This window comes from Flavobacterium defluvii (assembly GCF_900129555.1).
GTDB classification, from domain to species: Bacteria; Bacteroidota; Bacteroidia; order Flavobacteriales; family Flavobacteriaceae; genus Flavobacterium; species Flavobacterium defluvii.
On the sequence record NZ_FQWC01000003.1, the window covers coordinates 113,993 to 133,302 of the forward strand.

General features: G+C 35.1%; 16 protein-coding genes. 9 read left to right on the forward strand and 7 right to left on the reverse strand.

Translation table 11 applies throughout. The annotated features are described in order from the left end of the window. Nucleotides 1-18: 18 nt before the first annotated feature. Both BUC29_RS08170 and BUC29_RS08175 read right to left on the reverse strand, forming a co-directional pair. Entirely contained in the window at nt 19-486 is a 468-nt protein-coding gene (locus BUC29_RS08170) for a hypothetical protein (protein WP_073415186.1), read from the reverse strand. 124 nt (nt 487-610) lie between these two features. Next, on the reverse strand, nt 611-1,573 hold the full coding sequence (locus tag BUC29_RS08175; RefSeq protein ID WP_073415188.1) for an HU domain-containing protein: 963 nt from the start codon (nt 1,571-1,573) through the stop codon (nt 611-613). 238 nt (nt 1,574-1,811) lie between these two features. On the opposite strand from BUC29_RS08175, the gene dprA reads away from it, so the two are divergent. Together dprA and BUC29_RS08185 are read left to right on the forward strand one after the other, a co-directional pair. Continuing rightward, nucleotides 1,812-2,912: a DNA-processing protein DprA gene (gene dprA, locus BUC29_RS08180; RefSeq protein ID WP_073415190.1), complete on the forward strand. Its 1,101-nt coding sequence runs from the start codon at nt 1,812-1,814 to the stop codon at nt 2,910-2,912. A 385-nt stretch (nt 2,913-3,297) separates the two neighbouring features. After that, a complete protein-coding gene (locus BUC29_RS08185) occupies nt 3,298-4,158 on the forward strand; it encodes a hypothetical protein (RefSeq protein WP_073415192.1) in 861 nt (286 codons plus the stop codon). A 61-nt stretch (nt 4,159-4,219) separates the two neighbouring features. Here BUC29_RS08185 and trpS read toward each other — a convergent pair whose 3' ends face one another. Continuing rightward, on the reverse strand, nt 4,220-5,194 hold the full coding sequence (trpS, locus tag BUC29_RS08190; protein WP_073415194.1) for a tryptophan--tRNA ligase: 975 nt from the start codon (nt 5,192-5,194) through the stop codon (nt 4,220-4,222). Between the two features lie 267 nt (nt 5,195-5,461). Between trpS and BUC29_RS08195 the strand changes: the two genes are divergently transcribed. Then, nucleotides 5,462-5,839 (forward strand): GxxExxY protein, encoded by a 378-nt coding sequence (locus BUC29_RS08195; protein WP_073415196.1) that lies wholly within the window; start codon nt 5,462-5,464, stop codon nt 5,837-5,839. Nucleotides 5,840-5,994: 155 nt separating this feature from the next. Further along, on the forward strand, nt 5,995-6,747 hold the full coding sequence (locus tag BUC29_RS08200; RefSeq protein ID WP_073415198.1) for a lysophospholipid acyltransferase family protein: 753 nt from the start codon (nt 5,995-5,997) through the stop codon (nt 6,745-6,747). A 406-nt stretch (nt 6,748-7,153) separates the two neighbouring features. Here the strand turns inward: BUC29_RS08200 and recA are convergent, their stop codons facing one another. The 4 genes from recA to BUC29_RS08220 all read right to left on the reverse strand — a co-directional run bounded on the left by recA (nt 7,154) and on the right by BUC29_RS08220 (nt 10,490). Further along, nucleotides 7,154-8,161, reverse strand: coding sequence for a recombinase RecA (gene recA, locus BUC29_RS08205; RefSeq protein ID WP_073415200.1), 1,008 nt, complete (start codon nt 8,159-8,161; stop codon nt 7,154-7,156). 155 nt (nt 8,162-8,316) lie between these two features. Further along, on the reverse strand, nt 8,317-8,826 hold the full coding sequence (locus BUC29_RS08210) for an acyl-CoA thioesterase (RefSeq protein WP_073415973.1): 510 nt from the start codon (nt 8,824-8,826) through the stop codon (nt 8,317-8,319). A 124-nt stretch (nt 8,827-8,950) separates the two neighbouring features. Beyond that, complete coding sequence (locus tag BUC29_RS08215) at nt 8,951-9,334, reverse strand: DoxX family protein (protein ID WP_073415202.1); 384 nt, start codon at nt 9,332-9,334, stop codon at nt 8,951-8,953. Nucleotides 9,335-9,341: 7 nt separating this feature from the next. Then, on the reverse strand, nt 9,342-10,490 hold the full coding sequence (locus BUC29_RS08220) for a DNA polymerase III subunit (RefSeq protein ID WP_073415204.1): 1,149 nt from the start codon (nt 10,488-10,490) through the stop codon (nt 9,342-9,344). Nucleotides 10,491-10,925: 435 nt separating this feature from the next. Here BUC29_RS08220 and BUC29_RS08225 point away from each other — a divergent pair, with 435 nt between their 5' ends. The 5 genes from BUC29_RS08225 (at nt 10,926) to BUC29_RS08245 (ending at nt 19,303) form a co-directional block, all read left to right on the forward strand. Then, the gene (locus tag BUC29_RS08225) at nt 10,926-11,378 is read left to right on the forward strand and encodes a hypothetical protein (protein WP_073415206.1); all 453 of its coding nucleotides are present in this window, start codon (nt 10,926-10,928) and stop codon (nt 11,376-11,378) included. A 191-nt stretch (nt 11,379-11,569) separates the two neighbouring features. Then, entirely contained in the window at nt 11,570-12,862 is a 1,293-nt protein-coding gene (locus BUC29_RS08230; RefSeq protein ID WP_073415208.1) for a hypothetical protein, read from the forward strand. A 99-nt stretch (nt 12,863-12,961) separates the two neighbouring features. Further along, nucleotides 12,962-13,372: a hypothetical protein gene (locus BUC29_RS08235; protein ID WP_073415210.1), complete on the forward strand. Its 411-nt coding sequence runs from the start codon at nt 12,962-12,964 to the stop codon at nt 13,370-13,372. Next, on the forward strand, nt 13,369-14,850 hold the full coding sequence (sprC, locus tag BUC29_RS08240; RefSeq protein WP_073415212.1) for a gliding motility protein SprC: 1,482 nt from the start codon (nt 13,369-13,371) through the stop codon (nt 14,848-14,850). Before BUC29_RS08235 ends, sprC begins: the two co-directional genes overlap by 4 nt. Nucleotide 14,851: 1 nt before the next feature. Further along, nucleotides 14,852-19,303 (forward strand): PorP/SprF family type IX secretion system membrane protein, encoded by a 4,452-nt coding sequence (locus tag BUC29_RS08245; RefSeq protein WP_073415214.1) that lies wholly within the window; start codon nt 14,852-14,854, stop codon nt 19,301-19,303. The last annotated feature ends 7 nt before the right edge of the window (nt 19,304-19,310 follow it).

Sequence of the window (19,310 nt, forward strand, 5' to 3'; positions counted from 1 at the left end):
AAACGAATCGGGTTTTTATTAAAGTGTTGACATAACCTTTTCAAGCTCTTTTTGCTGCGTTATTTGCACTAATTTGAGTTTTTGAATGTTCACCTCGTTTTCTTTAGTTTTGATTCTCTGTTTTTGAATTTCTTCACCAGTAACAGAAGTTGTATTTATCTTGTTTTCTATTTTTTGATTGGCTATCTCAAGTTTGCTGATTTTCTCTTTTGTAGATTTTAAGTTATTTTCAGATTTAACGAGTGATTTCTTCTTGTTTTCAACTTCTTTCTTTTGTTTTTCAATTTCCTTTAGTTGTTTTTGCAAATCAGAAATTTTCTCGTCAAGCTTTCTGTGATTTTCTATCGAAATTTTTTTGGCTTCATTTTCTGCCTTTTGTAATTCGATTTCCTGTGTTCTTTGATCTTTTACAACTTGTTGTGCAATAAAGTATTGTGAGTTCATAAAAACTAATACTATAGCAAATGTTTTAAATATTTTATTCATCATTTTAAATTTATTTGGAACGAAATTAAATGATGAACTACTCTAAAACTGCCGTTTAAATTTTTAAAAGCAACAGAATAAGACAAAAAAAATCCTATTCGATAAGAATAGGATTTTCAAGGATTTATAAGTTTTCGACCAGAATCCAGGCATCTGGATTTTCGCCTTTTTGAATTTCTTTTTGCGCTTGTTCGGCCTCTTTCATGGTAGCGTAACTTCCATATAAAACAGGGAATAAACCGTGTTTGTTTTCGCCAAGCATTCTCGCTTTGTATCCATCTTTAATCAGCTGGTTATAAGCTTTTCTTGCATTTGCTTCACTTCTAAAAGCTCCGGCCATAATGTGATAAGGCATAACTTTTTCTTCGGCAGTTTCTACTTTTGAAGAGTCAACTAAAGTAACAGCAGGAAGCGGATTTTGAATCACGAATGTAGCTTCCTGAATTTTGTTTTGCACTTTTTTTTGTACATTACCTTCTACAACAAGAGTTTGCGCTGCAATTTGATTTTGATATAACGGATATCCGATGCTTCCGGTAACGCCAAGACCAAGAACAAAAATGGCGGCATATCTCAAATAAAATCTTGATGATCTTGGTTCCTCATCTTCATATAAAGCAACCGTTTCTCTTTCAGAAATCTGCTCGATTTTCTTTTCAAACATTTCTCTTTTTACCAATGGCGAAACAAACGGACTTAAACCAAATGAAGTCGATAAATAGTTTATTTGATCATTTGGAGTAAAAATGATATTATTTTCGGCATTTAGTCGAAGGTCGCCAATATTTTTTAGACTAATAACACCGTTTTCTTCCAGTGTTTGTTTCCATTTTTGCACCTCAAAAGCAATTGCATTTACAGCAAAACCATAAGATGTATTTTCTGCCTGAGCAGCGTGATTGGCCAACAGACCATCATTATTTTTTAGTCTACTGTTAAAGAAGACTGTCTTTTTTGGAGGAAAAAACGAATTTGTGCTTTCATTCAGCTGAGCTGATTGAATTTCGGTTAAAAAAGCACCAAATCCAGGTACCGTTACACACTGATAACGATACAATAACTGCGCGATGTAAGTTTCGATTTTCATAGTAACAAAATTAATCAACCAATATAGTTATCAAAATTTTATTCACAATTTTTATTAACAATTCTGAAATTTTTATAGACAATTCGTTTTCAGTATTTTAACACTATTGTTATGAGACTCTATTAATTTTAAATTTCAATAACATTAAAATTTAATAAGAAATAACTTTATTTTAACCATATTTGCACTATAAAATTGGTTTTGTTTTTATTTCTATTTTACATAATGTTTTAGCCAAATGTCAGATCAGGATTTGTTTTATTTATTAGCCTTAATGAAAGTGGAGGGAGTTGGTGATATAATGGCCAAAAAATTATTGAATCACTGCGGAGATGCCGAAGCGATTTTTAAATCCAAATCAAGCCAAATTGCTGTAATTGATGGAGTTGGTTCAGCTTTGCTGAAAAACATGAAAGACAAAACTATTTTTGAAAAGGCAAATCACGAACTTGAATTCATTAGAAAAAACAAAATTGATGTTTCATTTTTTCAAAGCATAACATATCCCGAACGGTTAAAACATTGTGTTGATTCTCCGGTTTTGCTTTTTTCTGGCGGAGAAATAGATTTTGCAAACAAAAAGATTATCAGTATTGTGGGAACTCGGCAGATAACTTCGTATGGAATAGAATTCTGTCGAAAACTTATTGAAGATCTTGCGCCGCTTGACCCCGTAATTGTCAGCGGTTTTGCTTATGGTGTTGATATTGTTGCTCATCAATTTGCGATGGAATATAACTTGCAGACAGTTGGTGTTTTAGCTCATGGCTTAAATCAAATTTATCCGCGAACGCACAAAAAGTACATGGCAAAAATGGAAGAAAACGGAGGATTTATTACTGAATTTTGGAGTTCATCAAATCCTGATAAAGAGAATTTTGTTCGCCGAAACCGCATTGTTGCCGGAATTAGTGAAGCAACCATTGTGATTGAATCTGCAGATAAAGGCGGCTCGCTTATAACCGCCAATCTTGCAAATGATTATAACAGAGATGTTTTTGCAGTTCCCGGAAGAATTACAGACAAGTATAGTCAGGGATGTAATGATTTAATTAAAACCCAAAAAGCAAATTTACTCACAAGCGCCGCCGATTTGATCTACGTTTTGAATTGGGATATCGAAAAGAAATCTAAAACAATTCAGAAACAATTGTTTATAGAACTTGAACCTGATGAACAAAAGATCTATGATTTTCTTTTAAAAAATGGAAAAGAACTCTTAGATATCATTGCCCTGGAATGTGGTTTACCAGTATTTAGAATTTCGGGAATTCTTTTAAATATGGAACTTAAAGGCGTGGTAAGGCCTTTGCCGGGAAAAATGTTTGAAGCAATATAACCTCAATATTTTGAAAGTTCTATCGAGAAAATAACGCTTGAAATTTACCATTAATTTTTACCGGATTTAACGGGAATCGATTTTTTAAAATCAATAAAAACCAAACAAAAAACCATTTTTACAACCGCATACAGAGAATTTGCGATTGAAGGTTTCGAACCCGAAACGGTAGATTATATCCTGAAACAAAAACCTTTGAGCGTTTTTTAAAGCATTAGAAAATAATGAGATAGTTATAGAAAGTTTTACAATTCCTGTTGGCCAAAGCTTTAAAGAAAACCACGAAAATTTAAATAACCGTTTTTAAGATAAGGTTATTTTTAACAAAAAAATTAGGTTTAATATATTAAAACTATACTTTTGTTTTAACCCAAAAACCTTAAAAATGAATATAATAGAACTATTTGAAAACGCAGGCATTTACAAAGAAAACCGCAGCGGATTCAGCATTGAAGACTCAGAAAAAGTCAGGAAGCAATTTGAAATTGAGCGATCACAAAACCCAAATGTAGATCCTGATCTGGCAGATAATTTGATTGTCGCAATTAATGAATTTCCAAAAGAACTTTTGTTTATTTCAAACAATCGAATCCTTTACAATTTCTTTGCAAGAAAAAATTACTCCCGAAACAGATTTATTACAGATTATAATGTTTCTGTTAATGATGAAAACATTAAATCATTTATAGATAGATTTTTAGCAAAAGATTTAGACAAGTTTTTCGATCAAAACATAACACAAAACCGGTTTGATAGTATTGAGGATCTTTTGAATGTAAAGGAATATCTGCCTCAAAACTCATTAGACAGTTTGAATCAAAAACTGAATGCAAAACTTGATTTTGTTGTAAATAAATTTGATGAAAATCCATCTTTATCATCTGGAGCAGATACAATTGAATTTATTAAATACAGAAGTTTTTATGCTTTACTAACATATTTTAGATCTGAAGAAATCGACAAGAAAATTAGAGCGATCTATAGTAAAATGTCAGGCTCAATTGTAAATGGAGCTGTCCGAAATGAGTTTTTAGAGCCAATGGTAACTTCAATGGTGAATTATAAACCAATCGATTATGAATTAAGCAATTCGATAAGATCTCACAAAGAAAGAATTGATGCCGCAAAAGATAGAGAATACAGCAGCAGTTCATCTTCGGGCGGAATGTCTACTTGGTCTGTTATTGTTATTATCATCGTTGTTTTACGATTGATTTTATTACTTGCCAGATTAGGAAGAGCGTAAAGATTTTATATAAAAAAAGCCTGCTAAAATCAATTAGCAGGCTTTTTTATTTTATTATTATTTAGTTTTCAAAACCAAGAACATTTCTAACTTTTTTCAAAACACCATCGGCAACAACAGAAGCTTTTGCGGCACCCTTTTTCAATAAGGCATCTACTTCTTCAAGGTTATTGATGTAGTAATTGTATTTTTCTCTTTCGGTTTTAAATTTCTCTGTTATCAATTCAAAAAGAGCTTGTTTAGCATGGCCATAACCATAATTTCCGCCAAGATAATTCGCTCTCATTTCGGCAATTTGTGTTTCATTTGCCAGAAGAGAATAAATGGCAAAAGCGTTACACGTATCTGGATTTTTTGGCGCTTCAAGCGGCGTACTGTCTGTTTCAATACTCATAACCTGCTTGCGTAAGGCTTTATCATCTAGAAAAATATTGATGATATTATTAGCAGATTTACTCATTTTTCCACCGTTAGTTCCGGGAATCAACATAATGTTTTCCTCAATTTTTGCCTCAGGAAGTACAAAAGTTTCGCCCATTTGATGATTAAAACGAGAAGCTACATCACGAGTGATTTCTAAATGCTGTAATTGGTCTTTTCCAACAGGAACAAATTCAGCATCATACAATAAAATATCGGCTGCCATTAACATCGGATAGGTAAAAAGTCCGGCATTAACATCGTCTAAACGATCGGCTTTGTCTTTGAATGAATGTGCTAAAGCCAATCTTGAATAAGGAAAAAAACAGCTTAAATACCAGGTCAATTCAGCAGTTTGAGTCACATCAGATTGTCTGTAGAAAGTCACCTTATCAGGATTTAATCCGCAGGCAAGCCAGGCCGCAGCTGTGCTGTAAGTGTTTTCTCTTAACGTTTTGCCATCTTTAATTTGTGTAATCGAATGCAAATCAGCAATAAACAAAAATGATTCATTTGCCGGATTATTCGATAATTCAATCGCCGGGATAATTGCTCCCAATAAATTGCCTAAGTGTGGCGTTCCAGTACTCTGAACACCAGTAAGTATTTTTGCCATTCTAGTTTTTTTCTTAAACGCAAAGTTCGTGAAGTTTTTTATAACCGCAAAGTTTGCAAAGGTTTTAGGGAAATTTTTGAGAATTTCGTTTGGTTTTTTTAACGCTAAGGGCGCAAAGGTTTTTCGCAAAGAACACGAAGTTTTTTAAGATTTGCTTTGCAATGAGTTCTCAAAGCTTTGGCTATCTAGGAATTAACTTTAAAAAATTTGGTTTTGACTTTATATTTAATTTATAAGAAAATATTTATAATTTTATCGTTTTTGATTATGACAGAAAACGAAATATCAAATATTATAATTGGCCTTGCTATAGAAATTCATAAAAAACTTGGACCAGGTTTATTAGAGAATGTTTACAAAGAATGTTTGTTTTATAAAATTTCGAAGCGAGGGCTATTTGTAGAAAAAGAGAAAGCGCTGCCATTAGTTTTTGAAGAAGTTAATCTTGATTGTGGATACCGAATTGATTTGCTTGTAGAAAAGAAATTCCTAGTTGAAATTAAAACGGTAGAATCCCTCTCAGTTAATCATTTAGCACAAACATTAACCTATTTAAAACTAGGGAATTATAAACTTGGCTTACTTATAAATTTCAATGAAAGTCTCCTAAAAAATGGAATAAGAAGAGTCATAAATAATTTATAGAAAAAGCTTTGAGAACTCATTGCAAAGCAACTCCTAAAATAAAATTACCTTCTTTCTTTTGCGAAAAAACTTTATAACCTTCGCGTAAAGAAGGTTAAGGGTGAGCATTAAAAAATCTTTATAAAATTCATTTGGGTTTTAGTACTTTTGAAATTATGAAAATATTTAAGATTGTTTTTTGGATTATCTGGCGCATTTGGTTTTACATTTTAATGGCAATTCCGATATTGATTATGCTGCCGTTTTTACTGATTTCTATTATCTCGGAAAGAGGATATCCCTATTTCTTTAAAATGGCCCGCATTTGGGCTAAATTTATCCTTTTTGGCATGGGTTTTTATTACAAGGTCAAGAAGGAACAAAAGCTTATCAAAAATAAAAGCTACATGATTGTTGCCAATCATACTTCAATGACAGATATTATGCTGATGCTGGCAATTATAAAAAATCCTTTTGTTTTTGTTGGGAAAAAGGAACTTGTGAAAATTCCGTTATTTGGATTTTTCTACAAAAGAACCTGTATTTTAGTTGACAGAAATTCTTCGAAAAGTAAAAATGAAGTTTTTAAAAGAGCTCAAAATCGTTTAAATCAAGGTTTAAGCATTTGTATTTTTCCTGAAGGCGGAGTTCCCGATGATGAATCGATTTTATTGGACGATTTTAAAGATGGAGCTTTTAGACTTGCCATAGACCATCAAATTCCGATTGTACCAATTGTTTTTGCTGATAATAAAGAACGTTTTTCGTATACTTTTTTTAGCGGAAGTCCCGGAAAAATGCGGGGAAAAATTCTGCCCTTTGTGGAAACAAGCGGCTTAACAAGCGATCACAGAAAAGAGCTTAGAGATAGGGTAAGAGAGTTGATTTATAACGGTTTACTCGATTTTCAAAAGAAAGATTTAAAATAAGAAATAAACTAAAATAACAAACCCGACAAGATTTTACTCTTGCCGGGTTTTCTTTTGAAATAAAAACCCCCGTTTATATTCAAAAAGCTTATCGGTGAATTATTTCTATGAAATAAAACGCAATTTTTTTAATAGATAATTTTTTCAAAATCAGTAAAAACCCGTTAGAACCATGCGAAACTAACGGACTTTTATTGAATCAACCAACCAAATTTATTATAAAAAAAATGTTGAATTAAGTATTTATGGCTAATACCAATTAAACATTATGTCTACTGTATAGATGAAATTGTTACAAAAAGGTTGCGTTATTTTTTTAATTTTTTTTCAAATAAAAAACCCGAAAGTATAAAAAACTTTCGGGTTTGTGTTATAAAGTATTGATTATAAAACTTTTAAAAAGAATTTAAGCATCAGCTAATTCTTTCATATGCGCTTTAATTTTTTCCTCTAATTCTTCGGCTAATTCAGGATTATCTTTAATTAATGCTTTTACAGCATCACGACCTTGTCCTAATTTTGTGTCTCCGTAGCTAAACCAAGATCCCGCTTTTTTAACGATATCAAACTCAACCGCTAAGTCAAGAATTTCACCGGTTTTAGAAACTCCTTCTCCGTACATAATGTCGAATTCAGCAGTTTTAAAAGGCGGCGCCACTTTATTTTTAACGATTTTTACTTTAGTTCTGTTTCCAATTACGTTTTCACCGTCTTTAATTTGAGCAGAACGACGAATATCTAAACGTACCGAAGCGTAGAATTTTAATGCGTTACCTCCGGTTGTCGTTTCAGGGTTTCCGAACATTACACCAATTTTTTCACGAAGCTGGTTAATAAAGAAAACGGTGCAATTTGTTTTACTGATTGTTCCGGTTAATTTTCTTAAAGCCTGAGACATTAAACGTGCATGAAGACCCATTTTAGAATCTCCCATTTCGCCTTCGATTTCGCTTTTTGGAGTTAAAGCCGCAACCGAGTCAATTACAACAATATCTATAGCTCCTGAACGAATTAAGTTTTCGGCAATTTCTAAGGCCTGCTCACCATTGTCCGGCTGAGAGATAATTAAGTTCTCAATATCAACATTTAATTTTTCAGCATAGTTTCTGTCAAAAGCATGCTCAGCATCGATAAATGCGGCAATACCTCCGGCTTTTTGAGCTTCGGCAATAGCATGTAGTGTCAGTGTTGTTTTACCAGAAGATTCCGGCCCGTATATTTCAATAATTCTTCCTTTTGGATAACCATTTACTCCAAGAGCTAAATCAACGCCAAGAGAACCCGAAGAAATCGTTTCTACCTCTACAATGGCTCTGTCGCCCATTTTCATTACGGTTCCTTTTCCGTAGGTTTTGTCAAGTTTATCAAGCGTTAGCTGTAACGCTTTTAATTTGGCTTCTTTGTCTGAACTCATCTTTTCTTAAATTATCTAAATTATTTTTTTAGCTTTCAAAAGAAATCAAAAGGAAACAACTTATTGATTTTTATTTGACAAACTAGAATGTGTAAAAATACTTCTTTTTTTGAAGTTTCATTGCTCTAAATTGTTTCAAATTGTAACAATTTGTATTACAAAAACAAAGCTTTTAATTCTGTAGCGTCAGAAGGTTTTAATTTTCCTGCCAGTACTAAACTTAACTGTTTACGGCGTAAAGCAGCATCAAAACGTTGTATTTCTAATTCGGTTTCAGGAACAATTGCCGGTACTTCAACGGGTCTTCCGGTATCATCTACAGCAACAAAAGTATATATAGCTTCGTTTGCTTTGGTTCTGTTTCCAGATTCGCGGTCTTCTACCCAAACGTCTATAAAAACTTCCATCGAACTTTTGAATGATCTTGAAACTTTTGCTTCGACAGTAACAACGCTTCCAAGAGAAATTGCTCTGTTGAAAGCAACGTGATTTACAGATGCCGTAACCACAATTCGGCGGGAATGTCTGCGCGCGGCGATACTTGCTGCACGATCCATTCGGGCTAATAATTCGCCGCCAAAAAGATTGTTTAAAGGATTTGTTTCGCTTGGTAAAACTAAATCAGTTAATATTGTTACGGATTCTGAAGGATGTTTTGGATTCATTTTTTTATTATAAAAATTTGTTTTTTCTGCCACTCCCGATAGCTATCGGGATCACAGATTAGAAGGATCAAAAATCTGCTTGAATATTTAAAATCAGTGGCTTATCTTAAAAAATTGAGACTGATCAATTCAGCCAGTTAACTACCATTACGGCAGGAATTAAATAAATAACAATGGTTCTTGCACCATCGTAATCTTTGGCTAATCGTTGTCCGAAAAGCATCATTAATAAGCTGATACATGAAAAAATTCCGGCATAAAAACCATAATCACGACCGCTGTTTGTTAATAACTGAATTGCTCCAACAACGCTTAAAATTCCAGAAATTAATTCTAAAATTAAGAGATGAAGTAAAGCAAGCGGAACCTGATTTTTTAGCGGTGTTTTTGCAAAATGTTCTTTGAGCCAGGTTACATTATCTTTCCAATAAAAAATTTTTTCGTAGCCTGATTGTAAAAAAGTTAAAGCTAAAAATGCTAATATTAAAATAGAGGCAACATTATTCATTTGTGGACTATTTTTTATGAATTAAACGAGTCAGTTTTATAGATAAATCGGTTAAGATTATTTTTGCATTTCCATTTCTTTCAATGTGATACATCGCATCTGAAAGTTCTTTGAAAATTTCGTGAATGTTATTTCCGTTTACAAAAGGCGCAAAATTTTCGAGTTTAAACTTGTCGACTTTTGGCTCGATGTAAACCAAACTCGGAGTTTGATAATTTAGCAAAAGAGCCTGTCTGAACATTTCGATACAAAACTGAATGAATTTTTTTTGGCTTTCGCGGCCAAGTCCTGCAATTTCTTCACTCCAGGAAATTAAATCCTGAATGGCGGCGGCATTCCCTTTTGCTCTAAAAGCGGCACGAACCCAATTGACAAACCATTGTTCAAATGGATATTCAGAGTCATCCTCTTTTAGCAAATGGAGTGCTTTATTAAAATTTCCCTGAGCCTGGTGCGCAATTTTTTTCGCCATATTAGGATCGATGTTTTCCTGAGAAACAAGAGCATCTGCAATCACCTTTTCCGGAAGTCCGTTAAAGTGAATTACCTGACAGCGGGAACGTATAGTTTGTATAATATCTTCTTCGTTTTCAGAAATGAGAATAAACATTGTTTTGTCTGAAGGTTCTTCCAACAGTTTCAAAAGTTTGTTTGAAGCTGCAATGTTCATTTTATCGGCCATCCAGATAATCATGATTTTATAACCGCCTTCGTATGATTTAAGCGAAAGCGACTTTAAAACTTCCTGCGCATCTTCGACCCTGATTTCGCCTTGTTTATTTTGAACACCCAGAATTTTATACCAGTCAAATAATCCGCCGTAGGGCATTTCCTGAATAAAGGTGCGCCAATCCTGAATGAAGTCTAAACTTTTGGGTTTGGTTTTGACATCTTCGGTTGTAACGGTTGGATAAATAAAATGCAGATCGGGATGCGAAATGTTTTGGAATTTGAGATTACAGGAATCATTTCCGTTTTCGTTTTCATTTCCGGTATTGTTGCACAAAATATACTGTGCATAAGCAATTGCTGTAGACAATGTACCGCTTCCTTCAGGCCCAATGAATAATTGCGCATGCGGAATTCGCCCGGAAGAGGCACTTTTTATTAAGTGGCTTTTGATGTAATCTTGACCTAAAATTTGAGAAAATTGCATGAAGCAAAGATAGCAGAAAATGATGTAGTCAAAAATTTTAGATTAAAGATTATTGAGGTGCATTTCATTTATGAGATTATGATTGTTTTTTGCTGAAAATTTTGCTCTCTGTTAACTAACTTTTGTTAATAAATTACTTCATGCTAGCAGATATCAAGACTTTTTTGTTAATATTTTTTTGCCAAAAACGACAAACGTAATGTTTTTTTGGCTATTTAAAGTGAAAATCAGAGTCTTTTTTATAGAAAATATCTTACGTTTGTTGTTTTAACAAATTTAACAAAAACCCCGTCAAAACGCAGATTTTCTCGACGATAAGCGAGTTTTTAAGCTTTTTTTAAGCTTTTTTTTTGAAAAAAAAATTCAATAAAGTTGCAATTTAAGTTAATTTCTATATTTTTGTTTGCATCAACAACCAATTATATACAAGAATTTATGAAAGGGAAAATTATTTTATTTAGTGCATTTTTAATCATGACAACTGCAGCTGTTTCGGCGCAGGCAAAAAATGCTCCAAGAAGTATCATTAGTACAACAGCTCTTATTCGTAAATACCATGATCAAAAAGAATTGAGTGGTATGCAGAAAGGAGAACTTTTGGAATTATACATTGAGCGAATTAAAGTATTAGTAAAAACTCTCCCTTACATTGCTTTGGTTACTAAACCGGGTGTTACGATGGCAGATTTAGGTATTCCAGATGATGGTGATCACAAGAAAATCTTAGATGCACAGGCAATCGGTACAACAACTTTCTTAGATACTACAGTTGAGTTTCAAAGAAAAATGATGCCTTACTCTGACAAAGGAAACCTTATCGCAGCAATCTTGTTTTACGAAAACACATTAAAATCTTTACACGAGTTCAACGAATTGAACGAAATGTAAAAAATTTAAAAAATATTAAAACCTTTTTTGAGGTGTTTGCGTAGATAGATGAGTTTCTGCGAACATTTCGAGAAAGAAACAAAAACAACAACTCGTTCTCGATTATTCTGAAATTATTAGAAAAATTCGAGAAGAGTTTTGTCATTTTACGCATACCCAAATTTATTATTAACCTAATACACACCTTTATCATGAAAAAAATTACTCAAATGATCTGCGTTCTTTTGACAGTAACAAGTATGAGTGCTCAACAAGAGAAAGGAATTATGGGCTACACGAACTGGTTGAATAACTGGACTGAATTTAAGCCTAACAAAGTAGAGTATGGAGAAGCTAACCAAATTTTAGCAGGAAACATTTCTGTTAATACTAAGTTGCTTAAAAGGAATATTTATGTTTTGCAAGGGAACGTTTATGTTACGAACAATGCAGTTTTAACAATTGAGCCAGGAACTTTAATTATTGGTGATTTCGAAACAAAAGGAACATTGGTAGTTACAAAAGGTGCACAGCTTATTGCAGATGGTCTTGAAACAGATCCAATTGTATTTACTTCTAACCGCAGCCAGAAAAAAGCTGGAGACTGGGGTGGAGTAGTTATTTTAGGAGATGCTCCAATCAATAAATTCGGAAATGTTGGTTCTTACAACATGGACCTTGATCCAACTTTAACTACTTACGGTGGTGATAACGCTGCTTCAAATTCTGGAATTTTAAGATATGTTAGAATCGAGTTTGCTGGTAAAAAAGTAAAAGGTGTTGATACTTTCAACGGTTTAACTCTTGCTGGTGTTGGTAACAAAACTATTCTTGAAAACATTATGGTTAGCTACGCTGGTGGTGACTCATTTGGATTCATGGGTGGAGACGTTAACGCTACAAAATTCGTTTCTTATAAATCAATCAACGACGATTACAAATTTACTCAAGGAGTTCAATGTCGTTTTTACAACTCATTAGCAGTTAGATCTTCTTACTTTTCTAGTACAAAAGACGGATCTCGTTGTATGGAGGTAAAATCTTATGAGAAGAAAAGTGAAACAGACTTTACTAAAAAACAAACTTTAGTTGTTGCTACTAATATTACAATGCTTAACGATAGTGAAAATATCAATGCTGATATTCAGGCAGGATTGGTAAAAGAAGCTGTTTACGTTGCAGAAAATGCTTCTCTTGAAATGAAAAGAAGTGTAATCTCTGGATTCAACCCAGCAGTATTATTAGACAGCAAAATAGAAATTAATGATGCCAACCTTAAAAAAATCAAATTTGAGGAAATGTATTTCAACTTATGTAAAGGAAACATCTTTACAGAATACAACTCTAACAACGAAGATTTAGAAAGCTGGTATGGAAACAGTGTTTTCTTTAATGTTTACTCTCAAAGTGATAACAAAGAAACATTCATTGATATTTTCAACCCTAAAAAGCCAGATTACAGATTACAATTAGGAAAAATTACAGCTTCTAGCGGCAATAGATAAATAGATTTCGATTTTTATTTCAAAGCGTAAATTTTATTAATAAAGTCCCCAGACACAATTTATGTATCGTCTCTAAAGGACCAAATAAAGATCAGAATAATGGCTCTATCAACGAAAAAATATTTGTTATATACAATATTTTTGGTTTCTCCTATTTCGTTAAGTCTGTATGCACAAAACTCAGCAAAACCTACGTTTTCTGCTGATTCTGACTGCAAAATAGCAACGGTAATTGAAGCAAATCAAAATAACGAATCAGCTGATAAATCTATCAGCAAATTAGATAATTCTAATCAGTTAATAGTAGGGCTGTCCACCCCCAAGGACAGCCTTACTATGGCAGCTGATAAGGATAATCAATCTACAGAATGCAACGAAACTTCATTGCTTAGTTCTACTTCGATTCTTGCAAAAGACATCATCGAGAACTACAAATATGATTTTTCGGAAACATTCATTGATATCTTGTTTTTTGAGCGTATAGACTTAGCAAGAACACGTACTATATGATTCGAAAAACTACTTTATCTTTTTTTAAAGTTTTCTTTTTATTTAGTATAATTCTCTTTACTAAATCGCATACCTATGCTCAAACAGCAGCAATTGTTGGGCAGCAGCTTCCTTTTGATAGAATTTGTGCGGGTTTAATAGTAAATGGTACGCCTTTTAATGAGTACAACGCAACATTCAGCTATTTAAATTTTCCGGCGGGAACTACTTTTGAAGTAGAACTTTCTGATGACCTCGGAAGTTTTACAACTCCAACGGCTACAACAAAACTTTCGTTTGTGGATGATCCTGCAACAGGCCAGCAGACCATTAAGTTTGCAATTCCAACAAATTTAAAAGGATCAAATACTTACAGCCTTCGTGTTAAGAGTAATACGGCAACACCCGTTTATAGCCAAAGGTTTAAAAACTTTCAAAATCAGACTTCGTTTCCTGCTTTTTACAGAATTTTTACAGACAAATTCTATATCAATAACAGAGAAGCCAATGCAACAATCTGTTCAGGCGGAAGCATAAGCTTATCCGTAGACAATCCAACGCCTTCTGATACACCTTCATCTCCTGCTAATTATCCTGGTCTAACGTATAAATGGTACAAGGATGATGTTTTAATCGCAGGACAAAGTGGTACAACGTTAGTCGCAAATGCACCTGGTGTTTACTACGCTCAGATCAATTATGGGGGCTGTGATGACGATAACTTTAGTTCGAATCGTGTCACTGTAGTTTCTTCAACTGGAGGATCGGCCGTAACGGTAGATTCTAGTTTAGGAAATCCATTTTGTTCAAACGGTACAGGAACAGTATTAACAGCGACTTCTGGTAACAGTTATGCTTGGAAAAAAGACGGTGTAGCACTTGCAGCAACAACCCGAAGCATTACTGCAACTGAATCTGGAATTTATACGGTTGAGGTTGATTTTGGTGGATGTAAAGCAACAGGAAGTATCGATTTAAAAAGCAATAGTTTCGCAGCAAGTATTGATGTTGCTGATGAATACCAACTAAAAGACGGTGAGACTCTAAACGTATCTGTAACAACTGATGCGACAACTCCAAAATTTGAGTGGTTTTTAAACGGAATCGCTATAAACGGAGCAACAACAGGAAGTTATTTGGTAGCTGTAAGAGGTCTTTATAAAGTAAAAATTTCACAGGAATCAGGTTGTATTGCTTCAAAAGAATTTACGTTCAGAATTACTTCTGAAAATGATGCAAAAACTACTGTTATTCCTAATATAGTAAAATTAAGTGGTAATTATCCTTACTGGAATATTCCTGATATATACAAAACCGCAACGACAAAGTTGATGATTTTAAGTTCAAATGGAGAGGTAATGTTTGATGATGTTGGAAGCAACTACGATCCGGAACTTAATTCATTTATTAAAGATTTTAAAAATGTAAATCCAGTTTATTACTATGTCATTCAAGCAGACACAGGTGAAAAAAAAGGATCAATTACTGTGATTAAATAATATGAAGAAAATTTTACTATTCATAACTTTATTTTACGGTTTTTCAAATGCACTCTATTCTCAAACCCAAACCGAGAATGGAGTTGTTTCGTTTTCATTACCTATCAGAAATTCATTAAAGTTTAATAGATATTTAATTAACCCTGCATTTAGTTTTGTTCGCGAAACAAACGCTTATGCAAGTTTCTATAATAAAAGACAATGGGTGCAGTTTGAAAATGCACCAAATACGTATTTAGCCAATTATTCAGGAAGATTCAGAGAAAATGAAGCTTTTGCAGTTGGTCTTTTTCAGCAAAATTATGGTTTAATGACCGTTTTTGGAGGTGTTGTCAATTTTGCACACAACATTGTTTTAGATCAGGACAGTAACTTAACTTTTGGTTTAAATGTTGGCGCTTATCAAAGTGGTTTAGACAAAGGAAAAATTATATCTGATGATCCGGATATTTTAAACGGAGATTATCCTTCAAATACAATGCTTACCGTAAACCCAGGTATTAACTACGGAACAGCATTTCTGGATTTCGGATTATCCGTAAACAATTTAATTCTTTACAACTTTGGCTCAGGTGTTGTAAAAGAAGATCCCGAAAGAGCAATCGAACTTCATGCCATGTACACTGGATATATTGACAGCTATGGATTTTTTGAAGAAAGCAAATTCTCAGGGATTGTAAAAACAGAAATTAAAAAAGACAAAACAGTTCTTTCAGGGCTTGCCATGCTTTCATTAAAACAAGGCGTTTGGGCACAGGCAGGTTACAATACTTTATACGGAGTTTCTGCAGGATTAGGAGTTAATATCTCGCCAAGTATTGCAATTGAATATAACTATGAAAGAGGAATGGGCAATTTTACAAACATGGGAGGTTCTCATGAATTTGCAATTGCTTATAAATTCAAAAACAGAAATTACTATTACGGAGATGATGAAGAAGGAGCATTAATAGACCCATCAAGAACTACATCAAAACCAGTAATAGCAAAACCAAAAACAAACGCAGCTCCGGTCACACGAGTAGATGGAGCTGAAAAAGCAAGACTGGCTGCCGAAGCAAAAGCAAAAGCTGACGCCGAAGCAAAACAAGCAAGACTTGCTGCTGCAGAGAAAGCTAAGGCAGATGCCGAAGCTGCAGAAAAAGCAAAACTAGAAGCAGACAATAAAGCTAAAGCAGATGCTGAAGCTCTTAAAATAAAATTAGCTGCAGATGCAAAAGCGAAAGCAGATGCCGCAGCTGCAGCAAGAGCACAAACAGCTAATGCAAACAGAGCCGTTGCCGCTGAACAAAAAACACAAGCACAATTAGCTGCTGATAAGGCAAGAGCCGATGCTGAAGCACGCAGAATAAAACTGGCAGCAGATAATAAAGCAAGAGTAGATGCAGCCGCCGCTGCGAGAGCACAAGCACAAGCAAACAAACAAGCTGGAGCCGTGCAAAAAACACCGGCACAATTAGCAGCAGATAAATCAAGAGCTGATGCTGAAGCATTAAGAATAAAATTAGCTGCAGATGCAAAAGCAAAAGCCGATGCAGAAGCAAAAGCAAAACAAGCAGCAGGACAAAATCCGGCTGCACCAGCTCCGCAAAAGACACAAGCACAATTAGCTGCTGAAAAAGCCAAGGCTGATGCCGAAGCTGCAGCCAAAGCAAAACTTGCGGCAGACGAAAAAGCCAAAGCTGATGCCGAGGCATTAAAAATAAAATTAGCTGCAGATGCAAAAGCCAAAGCTGATGCTGCAGAAGCCAAGCGTAAAGCCGATGCAAAAGCTAAAGCTGAAGAAGCAGATTTACAGTCAATCTTAGCTGCAGATGCAAAAGCCAAAGCAGATTCAGATGCACTTCAGGCCAGATTAGCTGCCGAAGCAAAAGCCAAAGCGGCTGCAGAAGCTAAAACTAAAGCAGCAATTGATGCTGCAAACAGAGCGAAAGCTGCTGCTGCTGCAAAAGAAAAAGCTGCTGAAGAAGCTGCATTAAAAGAAAAATTAGCTGCGGAAGCAAAAGCCAAAGCCGATGCAGAAGCTAGACAAGCAATAATTGCAGCAGAAGCAAAAGCAAAAGCCGATGCGGAAGCATTAAAAATAAAACAAGCAGCAGAAGCTAAGGCAAAAGCCGAGGCAGAAGCACAAGCGAAATTGGATGCAGAGGCAAAAGCCAAAGCAGACGCAGAAGCTTTACAAGCGAAATTAGTTGCAGATGCAAAAGCGAAAGCTGATGCCGAAGCACAAGCAAAATTGGCTGCTGAAGCAAAAGCGAAAGCTGATGCGGAAGCACTTCAGGCTAAGTTAGCTGCCGATGCAAAAGCAAAAGCCGATGCAGAGGCATTACAAGCTAAACAAGCAGCTGAGGCGAAGGCTAAAGCAGATGAAGAAGCACGACAGGCTAAATTAGCTGCAGAAGCAAAAGCAAAAGCCGATGCAGAAGCTGAACAAGCAAGATTAGCAGCAGAAGCAAAAGCCAAAGCTGATATGGAAGCTTTACAAGCTAAACTAATTGCAGATGCAAGAGTAAAAGCCGATGCTGAAGCAACTGCAAAAGCAAAAGCCGAAGCAGAAGAAAAACAATTAAGAGAAGCTGAAGAAGCACGTCAGGCTAAGTTAGCAGCTGAAGCAAAAGCTAAGGCTGACGCAGAAGCACTTCAGGCGAAACTTGCTGCAGAGGCGAAAGCAAAAGCCGATGCAGAAGCTTTACAGGCTAAATTAGCGGCTGAAGCAAAAGCTAAGGCTGACGCAGAGGCTCTTCAGGAGAAACTAGCTGCAGAAGCAAAAGCAAAAGCTGACGCAGAAGCATTACAAGCAAAACAAGCTGCAGAGGCAAAAGCGAAAGCAGATGAAGAAGCACGTCAGGCGAAGTTAGCAGCTGAAGCAAAAGCTAAGGCTGATGCAGAAGCACTTCAAGCGAAACTTGCTACAGAAGCAAAAGCAAAAGCTGACGCAGAAGCTTTACAGGCTAAATTAGCGGCTGAAGCAAAAGCTAAGGCTGATGCAGAGGCTCTTCAAGCGAAACTTGCTGCAGATGCAAAAGCCAAAGCCGATGCAGAAGCATTACAAGCAAAACAAGCTGCAGAGGCAAAAGCGAAAGCAGATGAAGAAGCACGCCAGGCTAAATTAGCGGCAGATGCAAAAGCTAAGGCTGATGCAGAGGCTCTTCAGGCTAAATTGGCGGCTGAAGCAAAAGCTAAGGCTGACGCAGAAGCTCTTCAGGCGAAACTTGCTGCTGATGCGAAAGCAAAAGCTGATGCAGAAGCATTACAAGCAAAACAAGCTGCAGAGGCAAAAGCGAAAGCAGATGAAGAAGCACGTCAGGCTAAATTAGCGGCAGAAGCAAAAGCTAAGGCTGATGCAGAGGCTCTTCAGGCGAAACTTGCAGCAGAGGCGAAAGCAAAAGCCGATGCAGAAGCTTTACAGGCAAAATTAGCAGCTGATGCAAAAGCCAAAGCGGATGCAGAAGCAAATGAAAGATTGAAAGCTGAAGAAGAAGCAAGACAATTAAAAGCTGAAGAAGAACGTCAGGCTGCATTAGCTGCTGAAAAAGCAAAAGCCGATGCAGAAGCGGCAGCAGCAAGAGCTGCAGCAGCTGCTAAAGATGAGACAGCAAAAGCAATCGAGAGCTTAACAATTTCAATCGAAACATCTGAAAAAACACAAAATGATTTATTAGATCAGTTTAAATCAACAGTTGCCAATAAACAAAAAGACTTGAATGACTTAAAAGAAGAGAATGATTTAAGTGAAAAAGGTATTTACAAAGAACCAAAACCATTCAAGAGTGTTGCTGCGGAAAACAGCCAGTTAGAAGCTTTAAAAACACAATTAGCTGATGCAAGCAGAATTCAAAAAGATGAAATTGCTAAGCTGACTAATTTATATAATGAAAGACTGAAAAAAGTTCCAAATAAAAATGATGCTTTAAACAAAGCTTATCTTGAAAAGATAAACCAATTAAAAGCAGCACAGTTAAAAATGGAACAGGATGGTGCAGCATTACTAGCCGACTTAGAGCGTATTAAAGCTGAAACTGAGATTGAGAAAAAACGTAGAATTAAACGTGCGGCATACGAAAATGATCAGGGAAGATATGCTCAGGATTTAGCAGCTCTTAAACGTATTAAGGAAACTACGAAACCGAGCAGCACACCATTGACAGCAGCAGATTTTGATTTTGGAGAAGATCAGTCGAATATGCAGATTATCAAGAATATTAAAAATACTGAAAGTGGTTATTATATGATTCTTGCGGTACACAGCAGCGTTGAAAAACGAGATGAATTCTTAACTAAAGCAGTTGCAGCGGGACGTACAGATATTAATTTCTTTTACAATATAACAACTAGTAAGTATTATATCTATTATGAGAAATTCGATGGGTTACAAGAAGCAACTAAGGCATTAGAAGCAAAAGGGAAATCGCCTTACAACGGAAAAATGGCAATCGTAAAAGTCGAAAATTAGTATTAGA